We start from the raw sequence: 16998 nt of genomic DNA, 5'->3' as shown, positions 1-16998 counted from the left end.
GGGCAGAGCCGGTCAGTTAAAGAATTGGGGCTGGTAGGTGTCCGCCTTGACTGTTTCAGTGCCTGAGAGATCGAGCGCCGCCCGCGCGGCGCATCGCGAGCTGGCGCTCGCTCCTACGTTTGTTTCGGGCCAGTAACGCCTGTGATAGGCGCGCGCGACCGCCTTGTTCGTACGACGCGATATCTAGCCATGCGCCAAAGCGTTCGCGCGCAAATCCCACCGGAATAATTGGCCCGAAACAAACGTAGGAGCGAGCGCCAGCTCGCGATGCGCCGCGCGGGCGGCGCTCGATTTACGCCCCCCTCAGAATCCAAGACAAACACCTCACATCCCCCTCATATTTAAAATAAGAAAATTCCTACAGAAAGTTGCGACGCAGACTGCATCTATCGATGACTTCAGCAGGCTGATGAAATATCCCGATAATTTTTCCGTCTTGAACTATTTGGGCTTGGCGGTCAATGTGATTTCCCACTTTTACTGAATGGTTTTTTTACCCCAATCTGTATCTTCTATTCCCTCTGTATCCCTCGATAATGGCCCAGTGATAGTTTGCGCAAGGAGCGTGGAATGAGCATGGCTATGCCCGATTCAAGGCGGTGTATGGCTGCGGTAGGCCGTCATAGTGGTGCGTTTTTTTCGATGGCCTGGCGACAGTGACTTGGTTCCGTCATCTTCCGTTTTGTTGTAGGAAATTTCTTCTGGATAAGTTCGATGAGCGCTGATCTTCAGGCTCTCTCTTTAGCGTGCATCGACTGCATGAAGTTGACGAGGTAATTTCGTGACGGCTATTCACGACCAAGCAATGCACTATATTTACCAGCAAGTGCTCGAGCGCCTGCTGAACCACATGTCCCGGGCGCAGCGTGCTTCCTTGCAGTTACTGATTCAACGGCTGTTGGTTGCGGCAGGCGGGCCCGAATACATGGGCACATTCCGCTTGCTGGTGCTACAAGGCAGTGATCGTCGCAGTACCCGGCTGCTGGCCATGCTGCGTGCCGCGCAGCTGAGTATCGCCCTGCGTGCGCCGGTAACATTCCAGTTGCGGGTGCTGGTGGTCAGCCTGCCCTATGCCGGCAGTGCCACGCTGCAAAGCCACGAGCGCGGCTTCAATGCCCTGTTCATGCAGGATGACCCACGGGTGCAACTGCAGATGATCGATGGGCGTGAAGTGGTGCCATTCAGCAGCCGGCTCTGGGCAGCCCCCGAGCGCCGGCTGCGGGCGCGGGACGCTATGCTGATGTTCGGCCACCTGGTGGATGCCAGGCCCGAGGCGTTGCTGGGCAGTCGCTTGCACTTGGAACTGGCGGATGCCCTGGGCTTTGCACTGCAGGCACCTACGGACGTGTTGATTACCGCCATACCTGCGCGCCAGCGGTGCCGTTACCTGGCCTGGGCCCGGCGTAGCCTGCGCCTGGTAGGGGAGCGTGGCCCGCATGTCGATCAATGCCTTGCAGCGCTGGCCCATGGGTTGGGCCGGCTGCACGGTATGGTTGGGGGGCCGCTGGACACTCGTCCGCAACAATCGGGCGGCACTGCGCCAGAGGGTACGCCGGTGCGGGTAATTGCCATTGACGACTTGCTGCCACACTGGCTCGAAGAGCAGCAGCTCGACGTCATGCTTGGATGCGGCTTCGAGGCCGCTCGGGATGCCTGGCCATTGGCGGCCTTCGTCGACCCATTGGCCCCGGCGCAGTTACATGAACTGCGTGCGTACAGTCTTGAGCCGCAGGCCGGCCGCCCGGCGTTACGCCTGGCTGGCCTGCCAGGCGGCAACAAGCGAGATCTGCAGCAGATGCAGCTTGGCAAAGCCTACGGTCTCAACCAGGCCCAACTGGTATGCCTGCTGTTCAGGCCGTTTGCCAGGCGGGGGAAAAACCTCGAGCGCTATCTGAAGTATCGGCATGCCGAAATGTTGGTGGCGTTGCCTTATCTGCATCGGGCCTTGCAAGGCAAACCCTGCCCAGATGCGGTGAAAGTCTGGCTGGTGAACACCAGTGGCCTGCCATTGAGGCAACTGCGGCTGATTTACGAAGGGCGCTTGCCGGTGACGGTATGGCGCCTGATGAACAACCTGGCCCGACGGGATGTACACCTGAGGTTGCTGCCGCGGCGGTCGATGAGGCAGCGGCGTGGTTCTGCGGGGCTGCCCTGATGGGGCGGCCGGTGTCTGACGAGTTCGCCTATCGGAAGGTATATCGCTACCTGGAGGCCTTGATCGATGAAGCACCACGCAGTGGAGCAAGCCGTTTACCGTCGCTGCGCGCGCTATCCCGTCGGTTGCGGGTGTCATTGGCCACTGTACAGAGTGCCTACAACCTGCTGGAAGAAGAAGGCCGTGTGCAGTGCCTGCCGAGGTCGGGCTACTACGTCCAGGGTGATGCAAAAGTGGAGGCCGCGGCCATGGGTCGCCAGCTACCCATGCTGGCACAGCCGTTGCTGGAACGTGCCCTGTTTACCCACGAACGCCGCTTGGCTCGTCAGCGCATGCATAACGTCGTCGCATGGGAAGAGGGCGGCAGCGCCCGCCTGCGCAATGCCGTAGCTGAGCGTTATACCCGCTCCTCCACTCAGTACTGGCGTGCCGAGAACGTTCAACTGGCGCCTGATGTGCAGGCATTGCTGGAAACCTTGCTTGCGGCGCTGGCCTTGCAAGGGGGGACCGTGCTGGTGCAATCGCCCTGTTGCTGGCAAGTGTTGCGCGCCTTGGTGCGCGCTGACGTGCGTGTGCTGGAGGTGCCACTGGATGCGCGCGGCAACCCGGACTTGCGGGCCTTGGCCCGGCTGCTGGGGAGCGAACCGGTAGGCATGCTGATCATGCCATCGTGCCTTGGCATGCCGCAGGGGCGGCTGGTTTCACCGCACTACCAGCAGCAACTTGGCCAGTTGCTTGAGCACCATCCTGTATGGTTGCTGGAAAACGACCTGGACAGTGAACACTGTTACAGCGGGCCGCCGAAGTCGCGCCTACGCGATTGGGTAGACCCCCACTGGCTGCTGGTAATGGGGGCGTTCGAGGCCGCGGTGGGGGCCGAGGCACCCTACGCCTATGTACTGAGCCATGCTGCCGTGCTGGCCGAGGCCTTCGCCCGCCGTGCGTTTCGGCTCGCGCCACTGCGCCTGCTGGCGCTGGCGCAGATGCTGGGTAAAGGTGAGATCGAGGCGCATCTGATACAGCTGCGCACGGACCTGCAAAGGCGTATGGATTACCTGGCGCGTACGCTGGCGCTGCGATTCGGCCAGCGGGTTATATTGGAAATGCCAGATGGCGGGCTGATGCTGTGGGTCCGTTTTCGCCAGCCGTTGCCGTGGGAAGGCATTGTTGCCGCGTTGGCAGGTTCAGCGTTGCATGCGTTGCCCGGGGGGCAGTTCAGCGTGCAGGGGCGATATCAGCAGTACCTGGCGCTGGTATGGGTAGGTGATCAACCGGAAGCCCTGCAACAGTCGGTGGAGCGCTTGGCTCAGGCGCTGGAACTACGTTGCGGGCGGCCTGCCGGTCTTTCAGGGTGAACTTGGCGTCGCTCCAGGACGTGTCACCGGGCTGACCCACGGCACTTGCAGGCCGGGTTGTCTGTATGTATAACCAGTACCTGTTTCCGCTAACCGACTGTGCATTGTGATCGCCCATTCCGTCGACGACCCGTTCTACTACCTGCACAATTTCCGCCAGGTGCTGCTGTGGGTCGAACAGCGCTATGAAGACCTGCTCGACGACCAGGAACTGGCCTTCATCCGTACCTTCAGCCAACTGGCCGCACCTGCCCAGGCCCTGATGGTGCGTATGGTAATGCGCAAAGGGGAGCTGTTCCGCAGTGACCGGCTGGACTATGGCGAAATCGGCGACACTGAACAGGCTTTGCAGCCGTTGCAGGCCCTTGGTTGGGTGCGTGAGCCCGAGCAACTGGGGCTGGAGCAACTGTTCGCCATGCTGCGCAAAGACGAACTGGCCCGCTGTTTTGCCCAACAACTGAACCGGCCTCGGGCCGCCAAGCATGACCTGCTGGCGCAGCTGCAACCCCTGGGGCTGGCGGCCCGGTCGTTGGCCGAATGGTTCCCGGACAGTGAGGTGCGCATTCTCCAATGGTGCCTGCAGCCACTGTGCGACCGCATGCGTTTGCTGTTCTTTGGCAACCTGTACCAGGACTGGTCTGATTTCGTCCTCGCCGACCTTGGCTTGCTGCGCTACGAGCAGGTGCCATTCAGCGCCGATTCGCGTGCCCTGCAGCAACGCGTCGAGGTCGATCTGGCCATGGCCTTGCACCAGTGTGCTGAGCGCCTGGAACAGGGTGACGACCCTGTATCGATCCTTGCAGCCATGCACGGCCTGAACAGCGACAACCCGTGGCTGGCCCGGCGCCATGCGCGCTTGTTGTTCGCCCTGGGCCAACAATGCGAACGCCTGGGCGACTGGGAACAGGCCATGGCCGTGTACGCGCAGTGCAGCCATGCTCAGGCGCGCATCCGCCAGGTGCGGGTACTCGAACGCAGCGAGCAGTGGCCTCAGGCCCATGCATTGGCGCTGCAACTGGCCGCAGCACCGGCCAATGCGCTGGAAGTGCAGGCGCTGGAGCGCATGCTGCCACGCCTGGCGCGCAAGCTCGGTGGCCCGCCACAGCGGCACCAGCGTGTCGCGCCGCTGGAGTCGATCGAGCTCGAACTGCCGCGGGAGCACGCCGCGCTGGGTGTGGAGGAAGCGGTGCGCCAATACCTGGGCAAAGAGGGTGGCCAGGTGCATTACGTGGAGAACACGCTGCTCAACAGCCTGTTTGGCCTGCTGTGCTGGGAGGCCATCTTCGCCCCGGTCCCGGGCGCGTTCTTCAACCCGTTCCAATCCGGCCCACAGGACCTGCACGACAGCGATTTCCAGCAACGGCGCAGTGCTCTGTTCGAGCGCTGCCTGGGGCGGCTCGACGATGGCAGCCATCGCCAGGCGATTCTCGACTGCTATGCCGCCAAGCAAGGTCTGCAGTCACCGTTCGTGTTCTGGTCCGTGCTCAGCGAGGAACTGCTGGAGCAGGCCTTGGCTTGCCTGCCGGCGGCCCAGCTGAAGCAGTGCTTCCTGCGCCTGTTGCAGGACATTCGCAGCAACCGTGCCGGCATGCCCGACCTGATCCAGTTCTGGCCCGAGCAGGGCCGTTACCGCATGGTCGAGGTCAAGGGCCCAGGTGATCGCTTGCAGGACAACCAGCTGCGCTGGCTGGAGTTCTGCCGTGCCCACGGCCTGCCAGTAGCGGTATGCCATGTGCGCTGGAGCGACACGCCGTGAGCTACAGCGTGGCTGTGCGGGCCTTGTGCGAGTTCAGCGCCAAGGTTGGCGACCTGGACCTGCGCTTCACGCCATCACCCACCGCCCAGGAAGGTATCCAGGGGCACCGCCGTGTGGTGGCGCGGCGTGCTGCAGGCTACGAGTCGGAAATCGCCCTGGAAGGCCAGTTCGAAACCCTGAGGGTGCGTGGCCGGGCTGATGGTTATGACCCCGTCGGCAACCGCCTGGAAGAGATCAAGACGCACCGTGGCGACCTGGCGCGCCAGCCGCCCAACCACCGACAGTTGCACTGGGCACAAGCCAAGGTCTATGGCTGGCTGATGTGCCAGGCTCGACAACTGCCGGCCATCGAGGTGGCGCTGGTGTACCTGGACGTGGACAGCGACGGCCAGACGTTGATCAGCGAACACTGCACGGCAGCCGAACTGCAGGCCTTTTTCGCAACCCAGTGCCAGCGCTTTCTGGCCTGGGCGCAAGGTCAGGAGCAGCGCCTGGCCGAGCGTAACCGGGGCTTGCAGGCACTGGGCTTCCCCCATGCACAGTTCCGCCAGGGCCAGCGGCAACTGGCCGAAACCCTGTACAAGGCCGTGAGTAGCGGCCGTTGCCTGATGGCTCAGGCCAGCACAGGCATCGGCAAGACCCTCGGCACCTTGTTCCCGCTGCTCAAGGCCGTGGTGCCGCAGCAGTTGGACAAGCTGTTCTTCCTCACGGCCAAGACACCGGGACGGGCACTGGCCCTGGATGCCATGCGCCAGATCACCGATGCCACCCCGCAACCGGCATTGCGCACCCTGGAACTGATTGCCCGCGACAAAGCCTGCGAGTACCCAGACAAGGCTTGCCATGGCGAGTCCTGCCCACTGGCCGCGGGTTTCTACGACCGCCTGCCCGCAGCACGCGAGGCAGCGGCAGCGCTACCTTTGCTCGATCGCGCCCACCTGCGCGAGGTGGCCCTGGCGCACCAGGTGTGTCCGTATTACCTGGGGCAGGAGATGGCACGCTGGGTGGACGTGTTGGTCGCCGACTACAACTACTACTTCGATGCCCACGCCTTGTTGTTCGGCCTGACCCAGGCCAACCAGTGGCGGGTTGCGGTACTGGTGGACGAGGCGCATAACCTGATCGAGCGCGGGCGTGGCATGTACAGCGCCAGCCTCGACCAGGGCCAGCTGCTTGCCCTGCGCCAGAGCAAACCGCATGGGCTGGTCAGTGCGCTGGACCGGCTGAATCGGCAGTGGAATGCGCTGTATAAAGAACAGCGCGCGCCTTACCAGGCCAGTGAGTCACTGCCAGAAGGCTTGCTGCGTGCCCTGCAGCAGTGCATCGGGCTGATCCAGGAGCAGATGAACCAGGCGCCCGCGCACATCGACCCGCAGGTGTTGCAGTTCTTCTACCAGGCGTTGCAGTTCAGCCGGGTTGCCGAGCTGTTCGACGAGCATTTCATGTTCGATATCAGCCAGCGCCAGGGCCCGCGCAAGCGGCGGCTGGCCACCCTGTGCCTGCGCAATGTCACCCCGGCGCGCCTGCTGGCCCCGCGCATGCAGGCGGCGCGCAGCGTGACGCTGTTCTCCGCTACGCTGAGCCCGCGCCATTTCTACAGCGACCTGCTGGGCATGCCGGCCGATACCGCCTGGCTGGAAGTGTCGGCGCCGTTCCGTGCCGAACAGCTGGAGGTGCGGATTGCCAGCCAGGTATCCACCCGCTACCAGCAACGCCAGGCCTCGCTGGTGCCGATCGTCGAACTGATCGCCCGGCAATACCAGCGCATGCCAGGCAATTACCTGGCGTTCTTCAGCAGTTTCGAGTACCTGCAGCAGGTGGCCGGGCTGCTGGCCGAGCGGCATGCGCAGATTCCCCTGTGGGCGCAGGAACCAGGTATGGACGAGACGGCTCGCCAAGGGTTTCTAGATCGTTTTGTCGCCGATGGCCAAGGTGTCGGCTTCGCAGTGTTGGGTGGCGCTTTCGGTGAAGGGGTTGACTTGCCCGGCACGCGGTTGATCGGCGCGTTCGTCGCTACCCTCGGGCTGCCGCAGGTCAACCCGGTCAACGAGCAGTTCAAGCAGCGCCTGGGGCGGCAGTTTGGTGCGGGTTTCGACTACGCCTATCTCTACCCGGGCGTGCGCAAGGTCATCCAGGCGGCGGGCCGGGTCATTCGCGGCGACCAGGACCGTGGCGTGCTGGTGTTGATCGACGAACGCTTCGCCGAACCCCGGGTACAGCAGATGTTTCCGGGGTGGTGGCCGGTACCCGGAAATTATCTCTGATACTTGGCAGTCAGCATTATCGGGGCTGCTGCGCAGCCCATCGACGCGGTTCGTCGCCACGACAAGCCAGCTCCCACACCGACCGCGTCGAACTCTAGGCATGCTACCAGGTGCTCGCGGTCGGTGTGGGAGCTGGCTTGCCTGCGATGGGCCGCAAGGCGGCCCCAAATTGCTTGACCGACGCTATCAAGGTTAGCCCGGCATGCCGTCTGCCCGTGGCCGCAGCAGGATGGGCAGGTAGTGTTGCAGGAACAGCAGCAGTGCCAGGCTCCAGCACAGTGCCGAAAGGCTCACACCCAGCGGCGTGAACTGCGCCAGCACCACCCGCGCCAGCGCCGCCAGTTGCATCAGGGCAAAGGCCCAGGCGATGCTGCCTGGTACCTGCAATGGCCTGCCGGTGTGGCCCAGGCTGACCCGCGCCATCATCGCCAGGATCAACCCGCTCATGGCGCCCACGGTCAGGGCGTGGGTCACCAGGCTCGGGTTCAGTGCCACCCCGGCGTGCCACAACGCCATTCCCAGGCAAGCGACGGCGAGCCAGGCATAGGCCAGGTGCAGCGACCACAGCAGCGGCACGCGCCACAGGCCGCGGTCATGCCACAGCGCCAGGCGGGTAGCGTGCAGGGCGAACAGGGCGCCGAACAGGGCGGCCAGGCCAGTGCGGGGCGTATCGGCCAGGCCCGTGGCAAAGGTCAGTGGTACCGCCACGCCAAGCAGCAGGCAGGCACGGTCCAGCCAGGGGCGGGCAGGGGCCGGGGCCATGTTGCCCAGGCCACGTCGGGTGAAGAATGGAATGACCCGGCCGCCGAGCACGGTCATCATCGCCGCCACTAGCCATAGCCCGGCAAATACCCCGCGTCGCTGCCAAAGCTCGTCCTGGCGCAGCCAACCGGCCAAGGTCAGCCACTGGCAGGCGGCAATCAGCAGCACCAGGCCGATGATCGGGTAGTTGTTGCGCAAGCGCCGTTGCACGATCGGGCGCGCCAGGGCCAGGGCGACCAGCGGCAGGAAGCTACCTTCGACCAGCACCAGCAAGCCGTCCGGCAGGGCCAGGAACCAGCTCGCCCGGCCCAGCAGCCAGAGCAGGAACAAGCCCTGTAGCGCGCGCCCGCTCAGGCCGGGGATGCCGCTCCAGTTTTGCACGGCGGTCAGCAGGAAACCGGCGATGATGGCGGCGGCAAAGCCGTACAGCATCTCGAAGCGGTGCCAGGCGAGCATGCCGCCGCGGGGCGTGGGCTCTAGCACCCCGGCCAGTACGCCGGCCCACAACAGCAAGGCGACCAGCGCAAACAAACTGCCGCCCAAGAAGAATGGGCGAAAACCCAGGCCCCAGACGGCCTGGCGTGGGCGTGAATCGATCGGTTGCACGAGCATGGGCGGACCTTGGTTCGTTCGTAGGCTTCAATTGGGGTAAGATCACGATCCGTGCCAATTGCAAAGCCTTTGAATATCAAGGTGATGGCACCTCTCCGGGTCCGAATGACATGCGCGCCATGCAGTCATTGGGACTTGCTTGTATGTCGTTTTGACTTGCTTCAAGGTTTGGCCGGCTTGCTGCCGGCCAACGCTTCGCTACAGGATTCACGTTTTGTCCGAGCTCTCGAAAAATCCACTGCTGCAGTACATGGCCCGCCTGGCCCCATCCAGCCAGCAAACCATGCGCTACATCCTTCAGGACGCCGCCGACCGGCTGGGCTTTGTCGACTGCAACATGGTCGACGTGCCCTGGCATCGGCTCGAGCCCGGCCACGTGATCGCCCTGGTGGCGGCCCTGCGTGCCGACGGCTATGCGCCCAACAGTTCGTCGCTGTACGTCAACGCCATTCGCGGGGTGATGAACGAGGCCTGGCGCCAGGGACTGATCGAGCACGAACAGTTGTTGCGCATCCGCGAAGTCAAGCCAGCCACTGGCAGCCGCCTGCCGCCTGGGCGCAACCTGCGGCGCAGCCTGATTCGCGAGTTGATGGATGTGTGCGCGGCGGATCCGCGACCGCAGGGGGTACGTGACGCGGCGATCATTGCCTTGCTGTACGGGACAGGCATGCGCAAGTCGGAATCGGTGGACATTGACCTGGACCAGGTCGATTTCGAGGCGCGCAGCCTGCAGGTGCTGGGCAAGGGCAACCGGCAACTGATCAAGTACGCCCCGCCGTGGGCGTTCGAGAAGCTGCAGGCGTGGCTGGACCTGCGCCGCCAGGACCTGCCAGCCGGGGCCGAAGACGACCCGTTCCTGTTCAACCGCATCCGCCGCGGCAGCCATATCACCCGGGCGCGTATTACCAAGCATGCGATCTACTACATTGCCCGCCAGCGCGGTGCCCAGGTGGGGGTGAAGATCATGCCGCATGACTTCCGCCGGGCGTTCATTACCCGGGTGATCGAAGAGCATGACCTGTCGATCGCGCAGAAGCTTGCGCACCATGCCAACATCCAGACCACGGCCATTTATGACCGGCGTGACGACAACGAACGCCGGCGTGCGGTGGAGCGTTTCGACTACTGAAGCCTTGCCGCTACATTAACGGCTTGCTCAATCCCTGTGGGAGCGGGCTTGCCCGCGAAGAATCCAGCGCGGTGGATGGCACCGGCTTTGCCGGTGTTCGCGGCTAAAGCCGCTCCCACAGGTATAGCGTGCGCCCGAAACCTGCACAGTACCTGTGTAGGAGCGGGCTTGCCCGCGAAGAATCCAGCGCGGTGGATGGCACCGGCTTTGCCGGTGTTCGCGGCTAAAGCCGCTCCTACACGGGTAGCGTGAGCCCGAAGCCTGCACAGCACCTGTGTAGGAGCGGGCTTGCCCGCGAAGAATCCAGCGCGGTGGATGGCACCGGCTTTGCCGGTGTTCGCGGCTAAAGCCGCTCCTACACGGGTAGCGTGCGCCCAAAGCCTGCGCAGTACCTGTGTAGGAGCGGGCTTGCCCGCGAAGAATCCAACCCGGTGGATGGCACCGGCTTTGCCGGTGTTCGCGGCTAAAGCCGCTCCTACACGGGTAGCGTGAGCCCGAAGCCTGCACAGCACCTGTGTAGGAGCGGGCTTGCCCGCGAAGAATCCAGCGCGGTGGATGGCACCGGCTTTGCCGGTGTTCGCGGCTAAAGCCGCTCCCACGGGTATAGCGTGCGCCCGAAACCTGCACAGCATCTGTGTAGGAGCGGGCTTGCCCGCGAAGAATCCAGCGCGGTGGATGGCACCGGCTTTGCCGGTGTTCGCGGCTAAAGCCGCTCCTACACGGGTAGCGTTAGCCCGAAGCCTGCACAGTACCTGTGTAGGAGCGGGCTTGCCCGCGAAGAATCCAGCGCGGTGGATGGCACCGGCTTTGCCGGTGTTCGCGGCTAAAACCGCTCCTACACGGGTAGCGTTAGCCCGAAGCCTGCGCAGTACCTGTGTAGGAGCGGGCTTGCCCGCGAAGAATCCAACGCGGTGGATGGCACCGGCTTTGCCGGTGTTCGCGGGCACACCCGCTCCCACAGGGATAGCGCGCGCCCGAAACCTGCACAGTACCTGTGGGGGGCTTGTCGTGGCGACGAACCGCGTCGATGGGCTGCGTAGCAGCCCCAACATTCTTTTGTTCCGGCACTGAAACAGGGCCAAAACACGCCCCTGCTTTGTGCGCCAGCCCCCATCTTCCTTCACCTGCGGAGTTGGCCCGCAACCTGCTATATCCAGCCTGAGAATTTGATCGAGTGGTCAGGCCGATATGCGCTAGCAATCGCCCGGGCCGGACTCTCTAAACGGCCAGCAGGCCACGGATTTCAGGGGCCGCAGGATGTCGCTCGCGGAGCAGATCGAACAACAAAAAGACGATGCAGGCTGGAGCGCCCACCTGCAGTTGCGCTTCGTCAAGGGCGACGATGTGACCCGCCTTGGTGCGCGACGGCATTTCGGACCTCTTTTGGTGCAGCGGCCTTTCTACCCGGAAGGCGCACCGTGCCATGTCTACGTGCTGCACCCGCCAGGAGGCATCGTCGCCGGCGATCGGCTGGAGCTGGACATCCACCTGGAACCGGGCACCCATGCGCTGCTGACCATGCCCGGCGCCAGCAAGTTCTACCGCAGCATCGGCCCGACCGCGCGGCTGGCCCAGCGTTTTCACCTGGCCGCCGGCAGCACCCTGGAGTGGCTACCCCAGGACAGCATCTTCTTTTGCGGCGCCCGCGCCAGCCTCGACAGCCGTTTCACCCTTGCGCAGGGCGCGCGCCTGCTGGCCTGGGAAACCCTGTGCCTGGGGCGCCCGGTGATGAACGAACGCTTCGACCAGGGTGCCCTCGACAGCCGTTTGCACATCGCACTGCCCGACGAAATCGGCCTGCATGAACGCCTGCGTCTCGAAGGCGGGCGCCTGGACAAGCTTGGTGGGCACCCGCTGCTCGCCACCTTCTGCGCCGTACCTGCCGACCAAGCCGTGTTGGAACAGGTGCGGCCGCTGCTCGACGAACTGGGCAACCCGGCCGGCGCGACCCTGCTTGGGTCGCTGCTGGTGATCCGCCTGCTCGACCACGACAACCAACACCTGCAACGCACCCTGCAACGCCTGTGGCATGTGCTGCGCCCGGCCGTCCTTGGCCTGCCGGCCTGCCCGCCGCGTATCTGGGCCACCTGAGAGAACGCCATGGAGCTGACCCCGAGAGAAAAAGACAAACTGCTGTTGTTCACCGCCGCGTTACTGGCGGAACGGCGCCTGGCTCGCGGCTTGAAACTCAACTACCCGGAAGCCGTGGCACTGATCAGTGCCGCGGTGCTCGAAGGCGCCCGCGATGGCCGCACCGTCGCCGAGCTGATGAGCCTGGGGCGTGAAGTGTTGACCCGCGAGCAGGTGATGCCCGGCATTGCCGAAATGCTCCACGACGTGCAGGTCGAAGCGACCTTCCCGGATGGTACCAAGCTGGTGACCGTGCATGACCCCATCGTCTGAAACCGCCCAGGAGCCCCGCATGATCCCAGGTGAAATCCAGGTCGCCGACGGCGACATCGAACTGAACAGCGGCCGGGCCACGGTCAGCGTCAGCGTGGCCAACCATGGCGACCGGCCGGTGCAGGTCGGTTCGCACTACCACTTCTACGAAGTCAACGAGGCGCTGGTGTTCGAGCGCGCGCCCACCCTGGGCTTTCGCCTGGATATCCCTGCCGGTACCGCTGTGCGCTTCGAGCCAGGCCAGGCACGCACCGTGCAACTGGTGGCCTATGCCGGCAAGCGCGAAGTGCATGGCTTCCAGGGCAAGGTGATGGGCGCGCTGGAGGGCAGGGCATGAGCCGCATTTCCCGTCGGGCCTACGCCGACATGTTCGGCCCCACCGTGGGCGACCGAGTGCGCCTGGCCGACACGGCGCTGTGGGTAGAAGTGGAGAAGGACTTCACGATCTATGGCGAAGAGGTCAAGTTCGGTGGCGGCAAGGTCATCCGCGATGGCATGGGGCAGGGCCAGATGCTGGCCGCCGAGGCCATGGACCTGGTGCTGACCAATGCCTTGATCATCGATCACTGGGGCATCGTCAAGGCCGATATCGGCATCAAGCACGGGCGCATCGCCGTCATTGGCAAGGCCGGCAACCCGGACGTGCAGCCGGGCGTCAATGTACCGGTGGGCCCCGGCACCGAAGTGATCGCCGCCGAGGGCAAGATCGTCACCGCCGGCGGCGTCGACTCGCATATCCACTTCATCTGCCCGCAGCAGGTGGACGAGGCGCTCAACAGCGGTGTTACCACCTTCATTGGTGGCGGCACCGGGCCGGCCACCGGTACCAATGCCACCACCTGCACACCCGGCCCCTGGTACCTGGCACGCATGCTCCAGGCCGCCGACAGCCTGCCGATCAACATCGGCTTGCTGGGCAAGGGCAATGCCTCGCGGCCTGAAGCGCTGCGCGAGCAGATCGCGGCCGGTGCGGTGGGCCTCAAGCTGCATGAAGACTGGGGCTCGACACCGGCGGCCATCGACTGCTGCCTGGGCGTGGCCGAGGAAATGGACATCCAGGTAGCGATCCATACCGATACCCTCAACGAGTCCGGCTGCATCGAGGACACCCTGGCGGCCATCGGCGAGCGCACCATCCACACCTTCCACACCGAGGGGGCCGGTGGTGGCCATGCGCCGGACATCATCCGCGCGGCAGGGCAGGCCAACGTGCTGCCATCCTCGACCAACCCGACCCTGCCATACACGGTCAACACCGTCGACGAGCACCTGGACATGCTCATGGTCTGCCACCACCTGGACCCGAGCATTGCCGAGGACGTGGCTTTCGCCGAGTCGCGTATCCGCCGCGAAACCATCGCTGCCGAGGACATCCTCCACGACATGGGCGCCTTTGCCATGACCTCGTCCGATTCCCAGGCCATGGGCCGGGTCGGCGAAGTGGTCCTGCGCACCTGGCAGGTGGCCCACCAGATGAAACTGCGCCGCGGGCCGCTGGCGCCAGACAATGCCTACAGCGACAACTTCCGGGTCAAGCGCTATATCGCCAAGTACACCATCAACCCAGCGCTGACCCACGGCATCGGCCACGAAGTGGGCTCGCTGGAGGTCGGCAAACTGGCCGACCTGGTGCTGTGGGCGCCGGCGTTCTTCGCGGTCAAGCCGGCTCTGGTGATCAAGGGCGGAATGATCGTCACCGCGCCCATGGGCGACATCAACGGTTCGATCCCCACGCCGCAACCGGTGCACTACCGGCCAATGTTCGGCGCCCTGGGCGCGGCGCGGCACGCCACGCGCATGACCTTCCTGCCCCAGGCGGCAATGGACCGTGGCCTGGCCGAAGAGCTGAACCTGCGCAGCCTGATCGGTGTGGCCCACGGCTGCCGCCGGGTGCGCAAGCCCGACATGGTCCACAACACCCTGCAGCCGCTGATCGAAGTCGATGCGCAGACCTACCAGGTGCGTGCCGATGGCGAGTTGCTGGTCTGCGAGCCGGCCAGCGAACTGCCGCTGGCCCAGCGTTACTTCCTGTTCTGAAGGAGCACCGATGATTGTCCTGACCCGCCGTATCACCGACCCCGGCGCGCTTGCCGAAACCGGCACCGTCACCCTGGACGTGGACAGCCGCATCAAGAGCCGCTTGCGGGTGACCCTCGACGATGGCCGCGAGGCCGGGCTGATGCTCGAACGCGGCCACCTGCTGCGGGGAGGGGAGCTGCTGGCCGATGCCGACGGCACCCAGCTCATCCGCGTGCTGGCAGCGCCCGAAGCGGTGTCCACGGTGCGCTGCGCCGACCCGCACCTGCTGGCCCGCGCCGCCTATCACCTGGGTAACCGCCATGTGCCGCTGCAGATCGAGCCAGGCCTGTTGCGCTTTCAGCACGACCATGTGCTGGACGACATGCTGCGCGGCCTGGGCCTGACAGTAGAAGCCGAGCAAGCAGCGTTCGAGCCCGAAGCCGGCGCCTACCAGAGCGCGCCACATAGCCACAGCCATGCCCACGGCCACGATCACCCGTTCGTGCGCCTGCCGGCACATTCCTGACCTGCCCTGGAGCAACCGATGAAAAAGACTTTCGCCCTGTTTCTGCTGATGCTGGCCCTGCCAGCCTTCGCCCACCCTGGCCACGACAACAACCCGCTGCAGGACGGCCTGCTGCACCCGCTGACCGGCCTTGACCACTTGCTGATGCTGCTGGGCACCGGCGTCCTTGCCGCGTTGACCCGGCGCAGCCTGGCGCTGCCGCTGGCAACCTTGGCCGCGATGTTTGGCGGTGCGCTCTGTGGCCACCTGTTCGGTGACGTGCTGGGCATGGAAACCCTGATTGCGCTGTCGCTGCTGGTGGCCGCCGGTGCGGTGCTGCTGCCTAGCCGGCAATTGCTGTTGGCCATGGCCATGCCGGTATTTGCCCTGTTCCATGGCTGGGCCCATGGCGTGGAAGCCACCCCCAGCGCGTTCTGGCAGTTCAGCGCCGGCTTTGTAACGGTCAGTGGCCTGTTGCTGGCGGCCGGTTTCGCGGTCGGTTGCCTGCTGCGCCGCCACAGCGGCCTGCAGAAGGCCTTTGGCGGTGGCCTGCTGGCTGGCGCTGCGCTGGTGCTGGCCGGTTGATGAACAGCGACCTGGCGTTGTTGCGCCTGCTGCAGCTGGCCAGCCCTGGCTTGCCGGTCGGCGGGTTCACTTACTCGCAAGGCCTGGAATGGGCGGTCGAGGCGGGCTGGGTAAGGGGCGTGGACGGTTTCGCTGCCTGGCAGCGTGAGCAGCTCGACGACACCCTGGCCTGCCTCGACTGGCCGGTGCTGGCACGCCTGTACCATGCCTGCCAGGCCGAGGATGCCGAGGCCTTCGGCCACTGGAGCCGCTTTCTGTTGGCCAACCGCGAAACCGCCGAGCTGCGCCTTGAGGAACGGCAGCGTGGCGCTGCGCTAGCGCGGCTGCTCGACGGTTGGCAACTGGGCCAGGCCCCTGCCTGGCGCGCCAGCCTTGAACTCACCCAACTGGGCGGCATGGCCTGGTTAGCCGCGCACTGGGCAATCCCGCTGCGCCAGCTGGCCCTGGGCCATGGCTTTGCCTGGCTGGAGGGCGCGGTGATGGCTGGGGTCAAGCTGGTGCCGTTTGGCCAGCAGGCCGCCCAGACCTTGCTGCGCGACCTGGGTGCAGGCTTGCCCGCGGCTCTCGACCGGGCGCTGGCCCTGAGCGATGACCAGCTCGGCGGCGGCCTGCCGTTGCTGGCCATTGCCTCATCGCGTCACGAAACCCAATACACCCGTTTGTTCCGTTCCTGAGGACTGCCTGCATGCAAAGCTATCAACAACCCCTGCGCGTCGGTGTCGGCGGCCCGGTCGGCTCCGGCAAGACGGCGCTGCTGGAAGCGCTGTGCAAGGCCATGCGCGACCACTACCAGATCGCCGTGGTGACCAATGACATCTACACCAAGGAAGACCAGCGCATCCTCACCGAGGCTGGTGCCCTGGAGCCAGAGCGTATCGTTGGCGTGGAAACCGGCGGCTGCCCGCACACGGCGATTCGTGAAGACGCCTCGATGAACCTGGCGGCGGTCGAAGCGCTGGCGCGCAAGTTTGGCAACCTCGAGGTGATTTTCGTGGAAAGTGGCGGTGACAACCTCAGCGCCACGTTCAGCCCGGAGCTGGCCGACCTGACCATCTACGTGATCGACGTGGCCGAAGGCGAGAAAATTCCGCGCAAGGGCGGCCCGGGCATTACCAAGTCGGACTTCCTGGTGATCAACAAGACCGACCTGGCGCCTTATGTGGGGGCCTCGCTGGAGGTGATGGAACGCGACACCCAGCGCATGCGCCCACAGCGGCCGTGGACCTTCAGCAACCTGAAGAAGGGCGAGGGGTTGCAGGCGGTGATCGATTTCATCGTCGAGCGCGGGATGCTGGGCGCGCGGCTGAGATGACTGGTTGCACGCTGGCTAAGCCTGTGCCAGGCACTTAGTGGCAGCCATTGGGGCTGCCTTGCAGCCCATCGCCGGCAAGCCAGCTCCCACAGGGACCGCGCAAGCTGTTTTGGATTTTGAGAAAGACAGTTGCTCCCACAG

General features: G+C 64.8%; 14 protein-coding genes. 13 read left to right on the top strand and 1 reads right to left on the bottom strand.

The annotated features are described in order from the left end of the window. Positions 1 to 781: 781 nt before the first annotated feature. From TZ03_RS08220 to TZ03_RS08205, 4 genes are all read left to right on the top strand, one after another. Complete coding sequence (locus tag TZ03_RS08220) at positions 782 to 2155, top strand: hypothetical protein (protein ID WP_051096928.1); 1374 nt, start codon at positions 782 to 784, stop codon at positions 2153 to 2155. Further along, positions 2155 to 3510, top strand: a complete 1356-nt coding sequence (locus TZ03_RS08215; RefSeq protein WP_051096926.1) for an aminotransferase class I/II-fold pyridoxal phosphate-dependent enzyme — start codon at positions 2155 to 2157, stop codon at positions 3508 to 3510. The genes TZ03_RS08220 and TZ03_RS08215 overlap by 1 nt, the downstream gene beginning before the upstream one ends. A 106-nt stretch (positions 3511 to 3616) precedes the next feature. Beyond that, entirely contained in the window at positions 3617 to 5266 is a 1650-nt protein-coding gene (locus TZ03_RS08210) for a VRR-NUC domain-containing protein (protein WP_051096924.1), read from the top strand. Next, positions 5263 to 7530, top strand: a complete 2268-nt coding sequence (locus TZ03_RS08205) for an ATP-dependent DNA helicase (RefSeq protein ID WP_051096922.1) — start codon at positions 5263 to 5265, stop codon at positions 7528 to 7530. Before TZ03_RS08210 ends, TZ03_RS08205 begins: the two co-directional genes overlap by 4 nt. Before the next feature lie 192 nt (positions 7531 to 7722). On the opposite strand, the gene TZ03_RS08200 is transcribed toward TZ03_RS08205, so the two are convergent. Continuing rightward, entirely contained in the window at positions 7723 to 8904 is a 1182-nt protein-coding gene (locus TZ03_RS08200) for an NnrS family protein (RefSeq protein ID WP_082056575.1), read from the bottom strand. 214 nt (positions 8905 to 9118) lie between these two features. Here TZ03_RS08200 and xerC point away from each other — a divergent pair, with 214 nt between their 5' ends. The 9 genes from xerC (at position 9119) to ureG (ending at position 16857) form a co-directional block, all read left to right on the top strand. Beyond that, on the top strand, positions 9119 to 10033 hold the full coding sequence (gene xerC / locus TZ03_RS08195; protein ID WP_051096915.1) for a tyrosine recombinase XerC: 915 nt from the start codon (positions 9119 to 9121) through the stop codon (positions 10031 to 10033). A gap of 1257 nt (positions 10034 to 11290) precedes the next feature. Then, the gene (locus TZ03_RS08185) at positions 11291 to 12124 is read left to right on the top strand and encodes an urease accessory protein UreD (RefSeq protein WP_051096911.1); all 834 of its coding nucleotides are present in this window, start codon (positions 11291 to 11293) and stop codon (positions 12122 to 12124) included. A gap of 9 nt (positions 12125 to 12133) precedes the next feature. Further along, positions 12134 to 12436, top strand: a complete 303-nt coding sequence (locus TZ03_RS08180; RefSeq protein ID WP_003253929.1) for an urease subunit gamma — start codon at positions 12134 to 12136, stop codon at positions 12434 to 12436. A 19-nt stretch (positions 12437 to 12455) separates the two neighbouring features. Beyond that, the gene (locus TZ03_RS08175; RefSeq protein ID WP_051096909.1) at positions 12456 to 12773 is read left to right on the top strand and encodes an urease subunit beta; all 318 of its coding nucleotides are present in this window, start codon (positions 12456 to 12458) and stop codon (positions 12771 to 12773) included. Continuing rightward, entirely contained in the window at positions 12770 to 14473 is a 1704-nt protein-coding gene (ureC, locus tag TZ03_RS08170) for an urease subunit alpha (RefSeq protein ID WP_051096907.1), read from the top strand. The genes TZ03_RS08175 and ureC overlap by 4 nt, the downstream gene beginning before the upstream one ends. Positions 14474 to 14483: 10 nt before the next feature. Next, entirely contained in the window at positions 14484 to 14981 is a 498-nt protein-coding gene (gene ureE / locus TZ03_RS08165; protein WP_051096905.1) for an urease accessory protein UreE, read from the top strand. Positions 14982 to 14999: 18 nt separating this feature from the next. After that, positions 15000 to 15545 carry a HupE/UreJ family protein gene (locus TZ03_RS08160; protein ID WP_051096904.1) on the top strand — a complete coding sequence of 182 codons (546 nt, stop codon included), beginning with the start codon at positions 15000 to 15002 and terminating at the stop codon, positions 15543 to 15545. Then, positions 15545 to 16219, top strand: coding sequence for an urease accessory protein UreF (locus tag TZ03_RS08155; RefSeq protein ID WP_051096902.1), 675 nt, complete (start codon positions 15545 to 15547; stop codon positions 16217 to 16219). The genes TZ03_RS08160 and TZ03_RS08155 overlap by 1 nt, the downstream gene beginning before the upstream one ends. An 11-nt stretch (positions 16220 to 16230) precedes the next feature. After that, positions 16231 to 16857 carry an urease accessory protein UreG gene (gene ureG / locus TZ03_RS08150; protein WP_051096900.1) on the top strand — a complete coding sequence of 209 codons (627 nt, stop codon included), beginning with the start codon at positions 16231 to 16233 and terminating at the stop codon, positions 16855 to 16857. Positions 16858 to 16998 lie beyond the last annotated feature (141 nt).

Source organism: Pseudomonas sp. 10-1B (assembly GCF_000935045.1).
Classification (GTDB): domain Bacteria; phylum Pseudomonadota; class Gammaproteobacteria; order Pseudomonadales; family Pseudomonadaceae; genus Aquipseudomonas.
This window is presented reverse-complemented; position numbering and strand designations above follow the sequence as displayed.